At 28.6% G+C, this 17,783-nt stretch carries 13 protein-coding genes and 1 riboswitch; of the genes, 10 read left to right on the top strand and 3 right to left on the bottom strand.

Annotation, left to right across the window (positions count from 1 at the left end; genetic code table 11):
* Positions 1 to 34 precede the first annotated feature (34 nt).
* The 4 genes from aroE to IC174_RS21385 all read left to right on the top strand — a co-directional run bounded on the left by aroE (position 35) and on the right by IC174_RS21385 (position 5,219).
* The gene (gene aroE, locus IC174_RS09015) at positions 35 to 898 is read left to right on the top strand and encodes a shikimate dehydrogenase (RefSeq protein WP_227432359.1); all 864 of its coding nucleotides are present in this window, start codon (positions 35 to 37) and stop codon (positions 896 to 898) included.
* Positions 899 to 1,118: 220 nt separating this feature from the next.
* Positions 1,119 to 2,336, top strand: coding sequence for an MFS transporter (locus tag IC174_RS09010; RefSeq protein ID WP_227432360.1), 1,218 nt, complete (start codon positions 1,119 to 1,121; stop codon positions 2,334 to 2,336).
* A 63-nt stretch (positions 2,337 to 2,399) separates the two neighbouring features.
* Entirely contained in the window at positions 2,400 to 3,182 is a 783-nt protein-coding gene (locus IC174_RS09005; RefSeq protein ID WP_227482738.1) for a shikimate kinase, read from the top strand.
* 171 nt (positions 3,183 to 3,353) lie between these two features.
* The gene (locus tag IC174_RS21385) at positions 3,354 to 5,219 is read left to right on the top strand and encodes an HIRAN domain-containing protein (protein ID WP_227482737.1); all 1,866 of its coding nucleotides are present in this window, start codon (positions 3,354 to 3,356) and stop codon (positions 5,217 to 5,219) included.
* A gap of 604 nt (positions 5,220 to 5,823) precedes the next feature.
* Here the strand turns inward: IC174_RS21385 and IC174_RS08995 are convergent.
* Together IC174_RS08995 and IC174_RS08990 are read right to left on the bottom strand one after the other, a co-directional pair.
* Positions 5,824 to 7,188 carry an amidohydrolase gene (locus IC174_RS08995; protein WP_227482736.1) on the bottom strand — a complete coding sequence of 455 codons (1,365 nt, stop codon included), beginning with the start codon at positions 7,186 to 7,188 and terminating at the stop codon, positions 5,824 to 5,826.
* A 155-nt stretch (positions 7,189 to 7,343) separates the two neighbouring features.
* A complete protein-coding gene (locus tag IC174_RS08990) occupies positions 7,344 to 8,687 on the bottom strand; it encodes an NCS2 family permease (RefSeq protein WP_227432365.1) in 1,344 nt (447 codons plus the stop codon).
* Between the two features lie 71 nt (positions 8,688 to 8,758).
* Positions 8,759 to 8,860, bottom strand: a riboswitch (purine riboswitch).
* A 333-nt stretch (positions 8,861 to 9,193) separates the two neighbouring features.
* Between IC174_RS08990 and IC174_RS08985 the strand changes: the two genes are divergently transcribed.
* The 3 genes from IC174_RS08985 (at position 9,194) to IC174_RS08975 (ending at position 12,650) form a co-directional block, all read left to right on the top strand.
* Positions 9,194 to 9,847, top strand: coding sequence for a pentapeptide repeat-containing protein (locus IC174_RS08985; protein ID WP_227432366.1), 654 nt, complete (start codon positions 9,194 to 9,196; stop codon positions 9,845 to 9,847).
* Positions 9,848 to 9,987: 140 nt separating this feature from the next.
* Positions 9,988 to 11,259, top strand: coding sequence for a branched-chain amino acid transport system II carrier protein (gene brnQ / locus IC174_RS08980; RefSeq protein WP_227432748.1), 1,272 nt, complete (start codon positions 9,988 to 9,990; stop codon positions 11,257 to 11,259).
* Positions 11,260 to 11,462: 203 nt separating this feature from the next.
* Positions 11,463 to 12,650 (top strand): DUF3798 domain-containing protein, encoded by a 1,188-nt coding sequence (locus IC174_RS08975; protein ID WP_227482735.1) that lies wholly within the window; start codon positions 11,463 to 11,465, stop codon positions 12,648 to 12,650.
* Between the two features lie 151 nt (positions 12,651 to 12,801).
* Here the strand turns inward: IC174_RS08975 and IC174_RS08970 are convergent, their stop codons facing one another.
* On the bottom strand, positions 12,802 to 14,826 hold the full coding sequence (locus tag IC174_RS08970) for a sigma 54-interacting transcriptional regulator (protein ID WP_227482734.1): 2,025 nt from the start codon (positions 14,824 to 14,826) through the stop codon (positions 12,802 to 12,804).
* 387 nt (positions 14,827 to 15,213) lie between these two features.
* Between IC174_RS08970 and IC174_RS08965 the strand changes: the two genes are divergently transcribed.
* The 3 genes from IC174_RS08965 to IC174_RS08955 are packed head-to-tail and all read left to right on the top strand — an operon-like array spanning position 15,214 to position 17,550.
* On the top strand, positions 15,214 to 15,882 hold the full coding sequence (locus IC174_RS08965; RefSeq protein WP_227482733.1) for a nucleoside recognition domain-containing protein: 669 nt from the start codon (positions 15,214 to 15,216) through the stop codon (positions 15,880 to 15,882).
* A 1-nt stretch (position 15,883) separates the two neighbouring features.
* Positions 15,884 to 16,369 (top strand): YjiG family protein, encoded by a 486-nt coding sequence (locus IC174_RS08960; protein WP_227482732.1) that lies wholly within the window; start codon positions 15,884 to 15,886, stop codon positions 16,367 to 16,369.
* A 59-nt stretch (positions 16,370 to 16,428) separates the two neighbouring features.
* A complete protein-coding gene (locus tag IC174_RS08955) occupies positions 16,429 to 17,550 on the top strand; it encodes a M20 peptidase aminoacylase family protein (RefSeq protein WP_227482731.1) in 1,122 nt (373 codons plus the stop codon).
* Positions 17,551 to 17,783: the final 233 nt, after the last annotated feature.

The raw sequence follows: 17,783 nt of genomic DNA, 5'->3' as shown, positions 1-17,783 counted from the left end.
AAAGAAATTGATGATATTGGGAGGATATAAAATTATGGAAATTTCAGGAAGAACAGGGTTATTCGCATTAATAGGTACACCAGTGGGGCATTCTAAATCACCACTAATGTATAATTATAGTTTTGAAAAATTAGATTTAGATTATAGATACTTAGCTTTTGATATTACTGTGGACAAGGTAAAAGATGCACTTTCAGCTATAAAGACGTTCAACATAAAAGGAGCAAATGTAACAATGCCATGTAAAACTGCTGTTACAGAATATATGGATGAACTTTCTCCAGCTGCTCGTATAATTGGAGCATGTAATACAATTGTAAATGAAAATGGAAAGTTAATTGGACATATAACAGATGGTGTTGGTTATGTTCGTAATTTAAAAGAAAATGGAGTTGAAGTAAAGGGTAAAAAACTTACGATTATGGGTGCTGGTGGTGCGGCAACTGCTATACAAGTACAATGTGCATTAGATGGAGCAAGAGAAATATCTATTTTCAATGCTAAGGATGATTTTTATAAAAGAGCGGAACAAACAATTGAAAATATAAAGAAAGAAGTACCAGAATGTATTGTTAATTTATATGATTTAGCAGATACAGAAAAACTTTATGAAGAAGTATCATCAAGTGATATTTTGACAAATGCAACGCTTATTGGGATGAAACCTCATGATAATGAAACTAATATAAAAGATGTTAGTGTATTAAGAAAAGAGTTAGTTGTAACAGATGTTGTTTATAATCCAAATAAAACAAAAATGATTGAGGATGCTGAAGCTAATGGTTGTAAAGCTATTGGTGGATTAGGAATGTTATTATATCAAGGAGCTGAGGCTTTTAATCTATACACTGGATTGGAAATGCCTGTAGAAGAAATTAAAGAATTATACTTTAAATAGACAAAAAAATAATACTTTAATAATATAGAATATATATGTATCTCAATGTTTTGATATTACTTTACAAAATATTTTGATATTACTTTATAAATTGTCATAGTGGGTTTTGTATCGGTGGTATAGTTAAATGTAAAAGTTTAGCTATTCTTTAAACCCATTATGGGAATGCGTTTATTGTATATAAAAATGTTAAGAAATTAACAAGAATGGGAGAATAACTATGAATAATAAAAAATACTATCCTACTGCCATAGCGTTGTATTTTTCATATTTTTTACTTGGTATTGGAATTTCAATTTTAGGACAATATAAACCAGAATTTGCATCTATGTGGGGAGCTAAGACACTATCAGATGGAACTCTTGATGTGAGTATTGTTTTAGCAGTTATTGCTGCATTAGGGTTAGGTAGACTTATATCATATCCATTTGCAGGCCCTATTTCAGATAAATATGGAAGAAAGGTAAGTGGACTTATAGGTAATTTTCTACATGCAATTTTCTTTATTGGAATTGTATTTTCACCAAATTTTTACATAGCGTATATATTTGCAGTAATTGGAGGTGCAGCAAACTCATTTTTAGATACTTGTGTAACACCTTCTTGTATGGAGATATTTGCTAGTCTAGGAACAATAGCAAATATGTTTACTAAATTCACAATAGCTTTAGCGCAATTTTTACTTCCTTTTATAATTGGATTTGTTGCAGCAAATTCAATATCATTTAAAGTTATTTTTATAGTAACAGCTGTTCTTATTATTGTAGATGCAATTTTAATAGCTATATTGCCATTTCCTCCAGCTAACAATGTTATTGATAATAATGGAAAGACTGTTAAGTCAGAGAAAATGAAGTTTACACCAACAAGTATAGCTCTTGTTTGTATTGGATTTACATGTACATCTACATTTGTACTATGGCTAAATTGTAATCAAGAATTAGGTAAATTATATGGTATGGCTGACCCTACAAAAATTCAATCTTTTTATTCAATGGGAGTAATCTGTGCAGTATTAATAACTTCTGTGCTTATAAAAAAATATGTTAAGCCAATAAGAATACTTGTTATCTATCCTGTAATAGCTTCAATTATGTTATTAATTGTGTATTTTGTTCAGTCTCCAACTATTTGTATGGTAGGAGGATTTGTAATAGGTTATTCAGCAGCAGGTGGTGTGCTTCAATTGACTACATCGACAGCAAATGAAATGTTTCCAACTAATAAAGGAAAAATAACATCTATAGTTATGATTGCATCTAGTATAGCTAACTATGTTATTTTAAATATAGCTGGATTTATTACAAAATCTGGTGGAGTAAATGGGCCAAAATATGTTGTACTATTTAATGTAGCTATAACATTTGTTGGAATTTTACTTGCATTGTTTGTAAACATGAGATATGAAAAAGAAAAAGTACATGATTGTAATATGTAACATTAGTATAATATAACTGTAAGTATTTTTAATTTTAACATGTCTGAAAGAAGAGGTGTGACAATGGAAAATATAGAAAAAATAAGAGAAAAAATAGACTTATATGATGATGAGCTGATTGATTTACTTGAGAAAAGAATGGAATGTATAAAAGGTATTATTGATATTAAAAAGGAAAAAGGTCTTCCCATTTTACAGCCAGACTATGAAAATAAAAAAGAAGTAGCATTAATTGAGAAGCTAAAAGGTCATAAGTTTGAAGATGAAATTATAGATATTTTCAGATATGTAGTAAAAAATAGTAAGAAAATACAGGCTAAAAATTTATTCTCTTACAATATAATGCTTGTTGGATTTATGGGGGTAGGAAAAAGCACTGTATCATCATACTTGAGTCATTTATTAGAAATGGAGCAAGTAGAAACAGATGCATATATAGTTGAGCATCAAGGGATGAGTATTTCTGAAATATTTGAAAAACGAGGAGAAGAATATTTTAGAAATCTTGAAAGCCAAGCATTAATAAATTTACAACAAAGAGAAGGACTAGTTGTTTCCTGTGGGGGAGGAATCGTACTTAGAGATAAAAATGTAGAATATATGAAAAAAAGTGGAAGAATTGTTTTATTAACAGCAAGTCCAGAAACTATTCTTCAACGTGTTAAACATAGTGATGAAAGACCAATACTTAATAATAATATGAATGTTGAATTTATATCTGATTTGATGAAAAGACGAGAAGCGAAATATATGGCATCAGCAGATATTATTGTAAAAACAGATAATAAAACAATAAAAGAAATTTGTGAAGAGCTGGTCGTAAAGTTAACGGAACTTGATAAATAAATTCTAATTTAACAAAACCATTGTTAAGCGATGAAACTTTAATATTTGTACAATTAGTATTACTGGAAATTTTAATTTCTAGTAATATTTTTTTATGTGTAAAAATGTAAATTCATTAAAATAAGTAGTATAATCAATATAAATTATAATAATGTAAAGGAGGATAATTTAGTGGGTAGTATTTTTAAGCAACTACAAAAGATTAAAGATTATGATGGATATAAAGAATCATTTGAAATGAATTATTTATGTATATACGAAAAGATACCTTTAAGAGAACAAGTAGAACTTGCAAATAATTTGGTAGAGAATATTTTAAATATTTATAGAAGTGAATCTAATAAAATTGACCTGTTAGAAGAGTATAGTCATAAGTCTCTAATTTGTTATTTTGAAATTTTTATGAAAAAGATAAACACTCTAATAAAAGAGCGAATAATTGATGAAAAGTGGTTATATCAGCTAACAGAGGATTTAATATATACAAGTGAAAAAGATGAGTATGTAAAACTTGGGCTTGTTTTAAGTGAAAATTATTTAGATTTAGATAATATAAGAGAAATAGTGGATACATTTTCTAAATCTGGAGAATACATATTTTACTTAAGTAATACTATTAGAAAACTTGAGTTTTACAATACATATTTGTTTAATCTATCTAGAATATCTACAGGCTCAATAAAAGTATTTGCCATTGTCAATATGGAAAATCTAGATTCTGAAATAACCTCTTATTTAATTGAAGAAGGATATAAAGATAAAAAATATGAAGGATTACTAATGAACTATATTATTTCTACAGTAGATTTAAGCGAATATCTTGAAAGACGAGATTTAGATAAAGATAAGGTAAACAACTTAGCATATCTTATATGCAATTATTTGTTAAGTGTAGAATTTAAATGTATAGGGAATAAAGTGGAATTAGTGAATCAATTTCTTCCAATTGTAGCAAGCTATGGGACTAACTTTGATAGTCTGTATTCTATTTTTTTAATAGCAGTAGGTGTTTTAGAGGATGACAAAGTAAGTTGTGATAAAGTTGAATTTAAGAAAGAAATGAATAATGTTTTACTTAGTGAAAAGTGGAAAAGTATATTCTTTAAAGCATTAAATGAAGCTGATGGAAAGACAGAAGATATGATAAAAATGTCAGAAATCTATGATGTACGTTTATCTTTTGATGATTTATTACCATATTTAAATAAAGATATTCGAGATTTTGAGGTATATTGGCATATATCTAAAAAGGGAAGTGCAAGCTGTAAGTTGAAGTTATTAGATTTTTTTGAAAAAACATTTAAAACAGAAGAGTTAATTGGAAAAATGGAAGATATAGAAAAAAATAAATTAACACAAGAATATTATGATGATATGTTATTTTTCATTGTCCTTAAAGGTAGTAAATCACTGTACCCTAAAGGAAAAAATTTATCTTTAAAAGGACTTTTTGGAAACATAAATGAAGTACGTAAGGAATCTATAAATATTTTGAAGAGGTATAGAGAGAGACTTTCTCTTAAAGAAATGCAAATAGTTAAAGAAGCTTATGAAAAAGAAAAAAATATCAAATTAAAAGATGAGTTAAGACGATTGTTATATGAAAGTAATAACTTAAAAAAAGAATTTGTAAATACTAAAAAGCTGAAGGTAAATGAGCATGGTAAAGACATTTATTTGATTTCAGTAGCTGTTTCTGGCTCAAGGTTTAGAAATAGAGAATATTTAGAAAAGGAATTGGAGAAGAGTAAGATATACTATCTAAAAAGAGAGAAAGATAATTTATATGATGAAAATGCTATTAAAATAGTTGGAGAAACTGGGTATGTAATAGGTTATGTTCCAAGAAAAGATAATTATATTTTGAGTAATTTATTAGATGGAGGAAAACTTTTGTATTGTAGAGTAACTGAATACAATTTAGATGAAGATTATATTTACATAAACGTATATTTAAGTTATAAAGACGTGATTGAAACTGTTGAAAATTCACTTAAAATGGTATTAGATAGAAGTAAGGTAAAAGTTATAAACTAAATAATATTATGAATTATATGAAATTTAAACTGTAATCAATCTTCACTTGATGATGGGTTATATAAAATTTTGAAAGTACAAGGGATAGAATCTATGTCACAATGTACAATCTTAGATGAGGTCTAATTTAGTGGTTATGTAGGCTTTGACGAGTGTAATGGAAATAGATTTTGGACAAAAGAGTAAATAGAATCCTTGACATTTATATCAAAAATATATAAAAGCAGTTATGGATAATTTGAATTCATGGACTTATATGATAAACAAGAATACATATGAACTTTTATTTATAAATCAAAACACATTGAGTATAGCTCCAAACACAGAGATAAATCAATTGTGTTATAAGGCATTTTAGAATAGAGATAAACCATGTGAAGTTTGTCCAATGAATGAACAAAAAAGTGCGTGCCTAATGTGTTGTAATGATATAACTAAGTATAAAAAAATGAATCTAAATCTGAACCTAACTGTTAGTGATGTATTTATAATATAATAGCTATTTTTATTTTAATAAAATATAGCATAAAAAAACCAATTGTTTTGTAAGTAAACTATACAAGCTTACTTGAACCTGTATCTCTACAAAACAATTGGTTTTATTCTATTTTATAATTTTAAATTTAGAAGGAATTTTAACTTCTGATTTTTCTTTTATTTTAGAAGCTTGTTTTTTAACTTTTTCCAATAACTCAGATTCGTTTACAACTAATACCTTTCTTTCTTTCATAAGCCACTTTCCATCACAAATTGTAGAATCTACATTTTCGCTAGTCATAGAATACACTATGTTTCCAATTGGATTATGCATTGGTAAGCAATGAATTGTATCTGGATTAAGAATAATCATATCTGCTTTTTTGCCAACTTGAAGACTGCCAATTTCTTTTTCAAGTAAGGCACATTTTGCTCCATTTATAGTAGCCATTTCCAATATTTGTTCAGCTGGAATAACTGTTGGATTTAAAGTTCTTCCCTTATGTATTAATGAAGTTAAATACATATCTCTCATTAAATCCATTCTATTATTTGAAGGAGCCCCATCAGTACCAATTGAGACTGGAATTCCTTTTTCTAGCATTTCAGGAATTGATGCAAAACCTAGTACTACTTTCATAGCTGCACCAGGGTTATGAGAAACTTTTACATCATGTAATCTGAATAAATCAATTTCTTTATGCGTAAGCCAAACTGTATGAGCAGCTAAAAGGTTTGGCCCCAAAACACCTAACTTATCAAGATATTCAACTGTTCCAACTCCAGTATTTTGTTTTACAAATGAAATTTCATCAGCTATTTCAGCTACATGCATATGTATACCTGTGTTGTATTTGTCAGCCAATTGTTTAGTTCTAACAAGTAAATCCTCAGTTGTATTAAAAATAGTTCTTAAAGCAAACCATATTTTAATTCTTTCATTAGATGTATTATTAAACTTATGGTATAAATCTAATTGAGTGTTGATTTCTTCATCAGTAGTTTTTTGCCATGCTTCAGGAAGACCATCTCCTGTATCCATAACTGATTTAGCTAGACATGCTCTAATTCCAGTTTTATCAACAGCTTTAACCATAGCATCGACATATTGACCACCAGACTCTAAAAATGTAGTGACACCAGATTTTATTAGTTCTACACAACATGCAGTAGATGAGATTAAAGAATCTTCGTAATTAAAGCTACTTTCATATGGCCAGATTCTTTCTCTAAGCCATGTTAAAAGAACAACATCATCAGAAAGACCACGACCTAATTGTTGAGATAAGTGAACGTGTGTATTGACTAATCCTGGCATTAATATTTTTCCATTAGCATCGTATATTTCAGCATCTTTATTTACAATATTATTATCAAATTTCCCAACTTTTTTTATAATATTGTCTTCAATAAGTATACTTCCATTCTCATATACTTCTCTATCTGTATTCATAGTGATTAGATATGCATTTTTTATAAGTAATTGTGACATAAATATCATCCCTTTTCTATGTATTTTTCTATCTATATATTATGATAATAAATTTTATATATAAAGTTAATAGCAAAATCAATTTAGATATAAAATTGATTTTGCTATTTTTAAATTAAAAATAAATAAGCTTTTAATATATCAAAATTAAAATACTAACTTAGTACTAAGTTTACAACTGCAAGTATACCTATAACCCAAAGTGTTATACTAATCTTATCAGTTTCTTTAGCTACAACATGCATTATTATATATGAAATAAATCCAAAACACAAACCAATACTTATACTATAAGTTAGAGGCATCAATAAAACTGTAACAAAAGCAGGGACTGCTATTTTACTATCAGCAAAATCGATTTGTTTTATACTTTCAAACATAAATACACCAACCATGACAAGTGCAGGTGCTGCAGCATAAGTAGGAACTATACCAAGTAATGGTGTAAATATAAGTGTAGCTAAGAATAATGCCGCTGTTACTACAGAAGCAAGTCCAGTTCTTGCACCTGCTGCTATACCAGAAGCCGATTCTCCAAATGTTGTAACTGTACTAGTTCCTAAAAACGAACCTATTAAAGTAGAAGAAACATCTGCATATAACATTTTTCCAAGGTCCTTTATTTCTCCATTTTCATCTTCAAGACCCATCTGTTTGCAACAAGTGATAAGGAATGCTAACGAATCAAACATGTCTATAAACATGAAAGAGAATATAGGTCCAATTAATGAGAATTTTAACGCTCCTATAATATCTAATTTAAAAGCAATTGGTGCTATACTTGGTGGTGTTGAGATTATTGCTGTTGGTAATTCTACAAATCCACATATAATAGATATTACTGTTGCGACTACTATACTTATTAATATTCCACCTTTAATTTTTTTGTATTCTAATATTGCCATTAAGATAAGTGCAAAAAGAGCTATTAAAACTGTTGGTGTAAAATCTGCAAGTGAAACTATTGTATCTGGGTTTGCAATTATAACACCCATGTTTTTTAAACCAACAAAAGCAAGGAAAAGACCTATACCTGCTGAAGATGCTACTGCTAATTCTCGAGGAATTGCATCAGCAATTGTCTTTCGTAGACCTGTTACTGCGAGTGTGAAGAATACACATCCAGATAAGAATACAACTCCAAGACCTGTTTGCCATGGAATTCCTGCTCCTATAACCAATGAATATGTGAAGAATGCATTTAGACCCATACCAGGTGCTAGTGCAAATGGTGCATTTCCTAAAATTGCAAATATCAGTGTACCAATGGCTGTAGCTAATATAGTAACTGTTATAAGTGCTGCTTTATCCATGCCAGCTTCAGATAATATTGCTGGATTTACGAAAACTATGTATGCCATTGTTAAGAATGTAGTAACCCCACCTATTACTTCTGTCTTAAGGTTAGAGCCACGTTCGCTGAATTTAAACATCTTGTCTAAAAAGCTTAATGATGAATTATTTCCATCTGGTTGTACATTATTAGTGTTTGGTACCATTTTTACCTCCAAAAAACTTTAAAATATAAACAAAAAAATATATATTCATATAGATAGAATAGAATATATATTAAAGTTAACATTCTATTCATAGAAAACTCATTTAAGGTGAGTTTGTAGAGACTATTAGACCATATTACTAATATTATATGAACATTTTCTATTTGTTTTTCTGTTGTATTATATCGTAATATTGTATTATTTACAATAAATTTAAAGAAATTATTCGTTTTTTTTGTCGATTTTATAAAAAACCGAGGTCATTTTTTATGAAGAATAATTATTTCTAAAGATAAATGTTACAGAAGTATAATAAATGTTATACTTCTGTAACACTTATGCTATTAATGGAAATTCATTATAAATAAGTTTGTGATATAATTATAAATGTACTGAATACAAGAATATTTCGTAAAAACTTTTTAATATATTGAAAGTACATATAATAGCTTAATATAATAATAAAAACGAGTTTAAAAATAATATAATTTATAGTGGAGGAGAAAATGACTAAGATTATTAAAGTACAAAAGCCTAAATTTACAGGGGAATTAGAAAATGTTGAAAATATTGAAGTTATATTAGATGATATATTCAATGATGAAAAAATATTTAATAAAACTATAGAAAATGAGGTTATAAGTGATTTAGATATTACAGGAGCAAGTTTTGAATCTTGTATATTTAGAAATGTATCCTTTGAAAATTGTAATTTAAAAAAGATTGACTTACTTGATGTAGTATTTGAAAACTGTAATTTATCCAATACGTCTTTCTATGGAGGAAGTATATACAGAGTTGAATTTAAAGACAGCAAATTAATAGGAGTTAGATTGGATGATTGTATACTTAAAAACGTATTGTTTAAGGATGTTTTAGGTAGATATTCTAACTTCTCGTTTTCTAAGTTCAAGATAGTTTCTATTTTAGATTCAAATTTTGAAAGTTCTGTGTTTCAGGAAGTAAAAAATGAAAATTTAGTATTCGAGTATACAAATTTAAAAAAATCGAATTTTAATGGAACTAAACTTTCTGGAGTAGATTTTACCACTAATAATATTGAAGGTATTGAAGTAGGAATAAATGATATTAGGGGAGCTTGTTTTGATGTGTCGCAAGCAATTGATTTAACAAAACTGATGGGAATTATCATAAAATGAAAATTATATGCAAATATTAAATTGGGAAAACGTTAACAATATGAGAATTTTTACCAGATTGACATTTTTATGAAAATAAAGTAAGATTATCTTAATATTCAAAATATTTTCAAAGGGGGTAGTTTGGTGTGAGTAAGCAGATGAGAGATATTTTTATAGTTGGTTTTGCTTTGTTCTCTATGTTCTTTGGCGCAGGAAATCTTATGTTCCCTCCATTTTTAGGAATGGAATCCGGTAAAGACTGGTTAATTCCTCTTGTTGGCTTTGTTGTTGCAGATGCTGGTATAGCAATGCTTGTTATCATAGCAACAGCAAGATGTAAAGGAAGCATGGATGATGTACTTAGAAGAGCAGGTAAAGGATTAGCAAGAGTAATGAGTGTAGCTGCTCTAGCATGTTTAGCACTTCTTGTTATACCAAGAACTTGTGCAACAACATATGAAATGGGTATTATACCTATATTTGGAGACCATGGAACAGTAGCTAAAGCAGTATTTTCAGTAATATTCTTTGGTTTGACTTTAGCATTTACGATTAGGTCTTCTAAAGTTATAGACATAATAGGTAAATATTTAACTCCAGCGTTATTATTAGTATTATTTGTTCTAATTGTAAAAGGGATAATATCTCCAGCAGGACCTATGAGTCCAGAACATATGATAGATAAAAATCTATTTGGTGAAGGTATATCACAAGGTTATCAAACAATGGATGCTCTAGGTGCAGCGTCTATGGCTACTATAATGTTAATGTCTATAGTGGCTAAAGGATATACATCAGATAAAGACCAAATAGGTATGACTATTAAAGCTGGTTTTGTAGCCTGTGTATTCCTGGCATTAGTATATGGTGGTCTTACTTATCTAGGAGCAACAGCTTCAACTTTATATGATACTAGCATACCTCAAGCATCTTTATTGGTTGAGATAACTAGTATACTATTATATGGTCAAGTAGGAAAGATAATTTTAGGTGTAATTGTAGCACTTGCCTGTTTAACTACTTCTACAGGTCTAACAGCATCAATTTCAACTTATTTTGAAGGAATAAGTAAAGCAACTTATAAACAACTAGTTATCGGTATATGTGTGGCTAGTATGCTTATATCTAATTTAGGTGTTGATGCTATAATAGCTATATCAGTTCCAATTCTACAAACTATATATCCTGTTTTATTGGCAATAGTTATCATGGAATTAGCTGGTAAGCATATAAAAAATGATAATGCATTTAAGGGTGCAGCATATGTTACATTACTAGTTAGTGTATTATCAGCTGTAAATGGAATGACAGGAGCTGTTCCATTTATACAAAGTTTACCACTTGCAGGTTTGGGCTTTAACTGGGTAATACCAGCTATATTGGGTGGAATAGTTGGTAACTTCATAAAAAGCAAAAAACAAATAGCATAATAATTTATAGTTAATTTAATTTTATAATATATAATTTTTTTAGTACTATGGGTAGATTTAATCAAAATCTAATCTACCCATAGTACTTTTTAGATTGGATTATAATAGTTAGCATATAATTTTTTTATAATATAATTTTTCTTTGAAGTATGATAAAATTAGTAATAGTGATAAGAAAGTACAAATTTAGGAGGTTTTAACTAATGCTTAAAAAAATAACAGCACTTATGCTATCTATATGTTTAATTATTGGGATTACAGGGTGTAGTTTAGTTACAGGCAAAAATGATAAAGAGAAAATCATTGATGATTTCAAAGTTGCAGTAGTAACTCAGCCATTATCTGAAAATAAAGTACAATACAGTATAGTAGAAGATTTAGCAAAAGAGTATAAGGAAGCTAATGAAACTGATAAAGAAAAAGATGGTGAAGCTAGAGTTGAGCGAACTATAAAACATGTTGTGTTGCCAGAAAACTTTACTTCTAATATAGATAAGTCTATAAATGAAATAGTAAAATTGACTGATGATAAAGAAATTCAGGCGATTGTAGTATCAACGGACCAAGCAGGTCTTTTACCAGCATTACAAAAGGTAAAAGAAAAGCGTCCAGAAATAATAACTATCTCAGCTCCTATGGGAGAGGACAAAAACCAATTGAGTCAATATGTAGATGTAAATCTAGGCGTTGACACAGAGGAAAGAGGAAAGTTATTAGTTGAACGTTCAAAGGAACTGGGAGCAAAAGCTTTTATTCATTATGCATCTAAGGATGATTTGAAAGATGCCAATATAGCCAAAAGACTGGAAAAAATTAAAGAGACTTGTAGAAGTTTAGGAATGCAATTTGTACAAGTTGATACACCAAATGTAAATACAGAAGAAGATAAGGGCAAAATGAAGCAATTTTTAAATGAAGATATAGACAAACAGGTTAAGAAGTATGGAAAAGATATAAATGTATTTGGTGTAAATGAGTATATGGATGAAGTTATATTAACTAAAGCTTTAGAGTTAAAATATATAGTTGCAGAGCAAAGTAATCCATCACCAACAGATACATATCCTAGCGTTATGGGATTTAAAATAGCTAAAAAAGATGCTCAAAATTATGACAAGATAAATGATATGATAAGTGAAAAGGCTAAAGCTGCTGGCATGTCAAATAGACTTGGTGGATATCCTATGCCAATGGACGCTTTTATACCATCATTAGCGACTTATCTTGCGACTGAAATGGTACTTCAAGATTTAACACAGGAAGATGTATGTGACCCAGACTATTTAGAGGCGTTTGCAGAATTAAAATTTGGGATTGGTTCAGAGTTTATACCTTTAACAGATACACTTTATAATTATCAATCAGTAATATTAAATCAATTAATATATTAATATTAAAAGCTATGAAACTAATAATAAAAATTATTACTTCATAGCTTTTTTGCTGAAGGTATCTTTTATTATTTTATAATAAGTTATAGTAAAATAAAATTTATGATTATAAATATAAATTTTGAGGTAGTAAATTTGAATTAATATAAAACTAAAATATATTATTTTCTATAATTTTTATACCTTTTTCGGTGATAGAGCTACCTTTTCTTCCTTTACCAGGAGTTAAATATTCATTAGATGTCAAATATTCTAGCATACTTCTTACTTCATATTCTGTGACATTATGCTCCATAAATTTCATGAGTTTTGCTCTTCCCATTGGCTTTATATATAACGATTTTAGGATAGAAACACATATATTTTTATCATATTGATTTAAATCATGAAATATAGAGGTATTTCCTAACATATGATGATTATTTAATTTTGAAGATATATTTTGTGGCAAGTCATTTATCGTAAGTTGATTAGAACCCATATAAGCCATATATTCAATACAATTTCTCAATTCTCTGATATTGCCCATCCAAGTATAAGAATTTAAAGCTTTTAATAGATTTTTATCGAGTTTAATATTTTTATATGGAAGTTCTTTTAAAAACGATTCTAAAAGAAATGGTATATCTTCTAATCTATTTCTAAGAGGAGGCAAATCTAATGTGAACATACTTATCCTGTAAAACAAATCCATTCTAAATTTATTTTCTAAAATTAATTTTTCTAGGTTTTTGTTTGTAGCAGCTAGTATTCTTACATCAATTGGAATAATATTTGTACCACCAATTTTTCTAATTTCCTTTTCTTGTAAAACTCTTAAGAGTTTTACTTGTAAATCATGTGGCATATCTCCTATCTCATCTAAAAATATGGTTCCAGTATGAGCTAATTCAAATAATCCTTTCTTTCCACCCTTTTTTGCTCCAGTAAAAGAACCATCTTCATATCCAAACAGTTCACTTTCAAGCAACTCACTTGGAAGTGAAGCACAATTTATTGCTACAAAAGGTTTATTTTTTCTAGGAGAATGGTTGTGTATTGATTGAGTAAAAGCTTCTTTACCAGTACCTGTTTCACCAGTTATTAGAATAGGGTTATCTGTAAGAGCCATTTTTTTTGCTTTTTTGATACAGTCTTTTATAACAGTGCTATTTCCAATTATATTATTGAACTTATACTTGGCTATATAACCTCTTTTAACAGAGTCACTTCTTATTTTTTGTTCTAGTATTTCTATCTTGCTTACATCTTTTAATGTAATTAAGCAACCTTCTATATTTTTATAAAGATAAAATGGTTTTTTTGATAGTATAAATTTTTTGTCTATTTCATCTATGTATATAATCATATTATCTATGTTTAGATTTTGAGTGATTTTATCCAAAAAACTCTTTGGTAAATATTCCATTAAAGAAGGTGATTTTATGAGCTTTTCATCTAATTCCAACATGCTTAGTAAAGATTTATTTACAAATGTAACCTTGTTGAATGTATTGAAAAATATTAACCCATCTCCAATTTCGTCAATAGTCATATAGAGTATAGTTTTTAATTTAGATATATTATCTAATGATGTATTTAAAAAATCATGACTAAGTATTTCCTTAGATAGCTTGTATAGTTTTTCTATAAACTTCTCGTTTTTTAGCTTTAATACTACTAGTAACGACATATATGTATCTAATGAAATTTTTCTCCAACCTAAGTCAACGATATTTTTTATGTATTTTGGTATAAATCTAGTCTGACCTGGTGTTATAGCTGTATCTAAATCATATATTTCTTCACAGTTTGGGTATGTTGGTACAAAATCGATATGATTTATTCCTATTTTATATAAATAAGTAGCCATTTCAAACGCTGAAGTTTTATTGGTAGTCATAAGTAATGATTTTGTACCTGGAGGTAGTTTCATCATTTTCTCATATCCAAGCTTTGAAAGTGCCTTTGTTCCATGGATAATTTCAATATCTTCCTTGAAATGCTTTATTAAAAAATTACTAGTTAAAGGTGATAGAGAAAGAACTACATCACCCTCTAAATTCTCTCTTATACCATCAAGTATGTTTTGAGTTTCTATACTTATTTCATCTCCAAAAAAGCTTATTAACTCTTCTTTGTAGTGGTCAGCATTTAATTTATCATATGTTATAAGGATTAATTTTTTTCTGTCCATTTTATTTCTCCTAACTAAGGTAATATTTAGTTTGCTTTTTTAAGAGCAGAACAAGTTATATTATACAACAAATAACATGATAAATTTATACATTTAGCTAAATAATAGGATTTTATAGGTTTTTATCCTATAAAATCCTATTTATAAAATTAGTTTGAAAAATTATATAGAAAAATATTTATAATATAAAGATTTTTCTACTGCATGACAATAAAAGATGTATAAATATAAGTTTAAAAAGTTAGCAATTGCAAGCAATTTATATGATGTAAAAAATTAACAATAAAAAAACAAATGAAAAAATATTATTATTAAAGTATTGGCATGGGTTTTGCTTAATGAAAAGGTGTACTAATAAAATTTATTTAAGCAGGAGGGAGAATTTATATGAGCAAGTTAGAATCAACAACAGAAAAAATAGAAGTTAAATGGTATGGGTATGTAGCATTAATATTAGGAGCATTATTCTTTTCAGGAATATTTAAAGATGCACCTGGAGCATTAAAAGTACTAGATTTTAATAATGTATTAGGAAACTTTGGTTCACTGGGGACAGTTAATGATGGTGTAGGTATATTAGCTGCAAACTTCAGAGGGGATGGAGGGACTGGTCCTCGTGATGGATGGCTATATGCATTAACTTTAATACCATCAGTTATGTTTGCACTTGGAATAGTCAGAGTTATAGACCACTTAGATGGTATGAAAGCAGCGCAAAAACTTCTTAGTCCACTATTAAAACCATTACTAGGATTACCTGGATTTGCAGGATTAACTTTAATAGCTAGTTTACAATCTACAGACGCTGCTGCATCTATGACTAAGGAACTTAAAGATGATGGGTATATAGATGAAAAGCAAAAAGCTGTTTTCTGTGCATTTCAGTTTTCTGGAGCATCTGCAATCACAAATTTCTTTGCTTCAGGAGCAGCATTGTTTCCATTTATAGGCGATGTTCCAATATTTATACCACTTGCCTTAATCTTAATTATGAAATTTGTTGGAGCAAACTTACTTAGATTATACTTAAATAAATTCGAAAAGGAGGAAGCTTAATATGAGTGATATAGCAAAAAAAGAGGTGAAAGTTAAAAAAGGAAATGTGATAGATGCATTTATTGGTGGAGCTAGAAACGGGTTTCAAATAAGCACAAATTCAATGGCTCCAAATGTTATATTTGGTTTTGCTATAATTTCTATATTCAATTTAACTGGTCTTTTGGATATAATAGGAACAATTTTCACACCTGTAATGAGCATATTTGGACTTCCAGGTGTTGCAGCAACTGCAATAATGACAATATTTATATCAATGGGAGGAGCTTCTGGGGTAATAGCTGGCTTGTTTACAGCAGGTCAAATAAATCAAGCACATGTTGCAATACTTTTACCAATGTTATTACTTTCAGGAGCTCAGATACAGTTTATGGGTAGGTTGTTAGGAACAGCCGAATTAAAAACTAAATACTATCCACATATGTTTATAATAGCAACTTTAAATGGATGTATTGCAATGCTTATAATGAATTATTTTGTAGTATAGACAACATATGGAAAAGAGTAATATAAGGTAAAAATTAAAATTTATGGAGGTATTATATTATGGAAAATAATAAAAGTTATATTGACTATGTACATAAGGTGTATGATTATTTACATACAATTCCAGAAAAAGGATTTGAAGAATACAAGACATCTACATTTATTTTAGAAGAACTTAAAAAAATGGGATTTGAAAATATAGATGAAGGTGTTGCAGGAACTGGCATTATAGTAACAATAGACTCAAAAAAAGAAGGGCCAGTATTTGCGATAAGAGCAGATATAGATGCATTAGAATTTATAATAGATGGAGAAAAGAAAATGATACATGCTTGTGGTCATGATGGTCACACTTCCATGCTTCTAACAGCTGCAAGTTTAATAAAAGAGAGGGACTTAGTAAAAAAAGGAAAACTTAAAATAATTTTTCAACCAGGTGAAGAAAAACTTTATGGAGCATTAAGAGTAATAGATTCTGGTTTATTAGATGATGTTGAAGAGATGGTAGGTATGCATTTAAGACCTGGGCAAGATTGTAGATTAGGAAAGGCCATACCTGCAATGTATCATTGTGCCAGTTGCATAATGGAATTTACTATTAAAGGTATTACTTGTCATGGTTCTAAGCCACACTTAGGTGTAAATGCAGTAGATGCTGTATGTTTAGCAGTAAATGCAATAAATGCAATAAGAGTAAATCCAGCTGTTCCAAATTCTATTAAAGTTACAAAGATATCAGTTAAAGGTGAAACATATAATAATATACCAGATGAAGCTTTTATGGCTTTAGATATAAGAGCAGAGAGTAATGAAATAATAGAAGAATTAAAAGAAAAAGCTATTCATGCTATAAAAACCGCTGCAAGTTCTATAAACGCAGAGGCTATATTGCTTTCGAAAGATGGAGTTCCAGCAGCAGAGTTTGATGAAGGTCTTGTAAGTTTAGCTGAAGAGACTATTAAAGATGTACTTGGTGAAGATGCATCTATAGGTGTATTTAAAAACTCTGGTGGGGAAGATTTTCACTATTATACTCAAAAACTAAAATGTAAGACTACATATATTGGACTAGGTGCTGATGCTACACCAGGATTCCACAATCCTAATGTGACGTTTGATACTAAGGCTTTAGAATATGGAGTTGATATCTGGTGCAGACTAGTTGAAAAGAGATTAGGATAAGATTTTAAATTAATTGATTTATATTTAAAATTTTTTAAACTTATGAAAAGAGGTTTTTTATGTTAGTTGTAATATTATTGACGTAAATAGTCTCTTTTTATTTTGTTGTAATGAAGTTGTTTTTACAATATCGAAAAAATCTATTGTAGGAAAAATAGGTATATTTTAAATCTATTAAACCAAAAAGTATTATTATAGTGTGTAGAGTGGTAAAATGTCCTTAGATTACAAGT

This window comes from Clostridioides sp. ES-S-0001-03 (assembly GCF_020676075.1).
In the GTDB taxonomy this organism is placed as follows: domain Bacteria; phylum Bacillota; class Clostridia; order Peptostreptococcales; family Peptostreptococcaceae; genus Clostridioides.
This window is presented reverse-complemented; position numbering and strand designations above follow the sequence as displayed.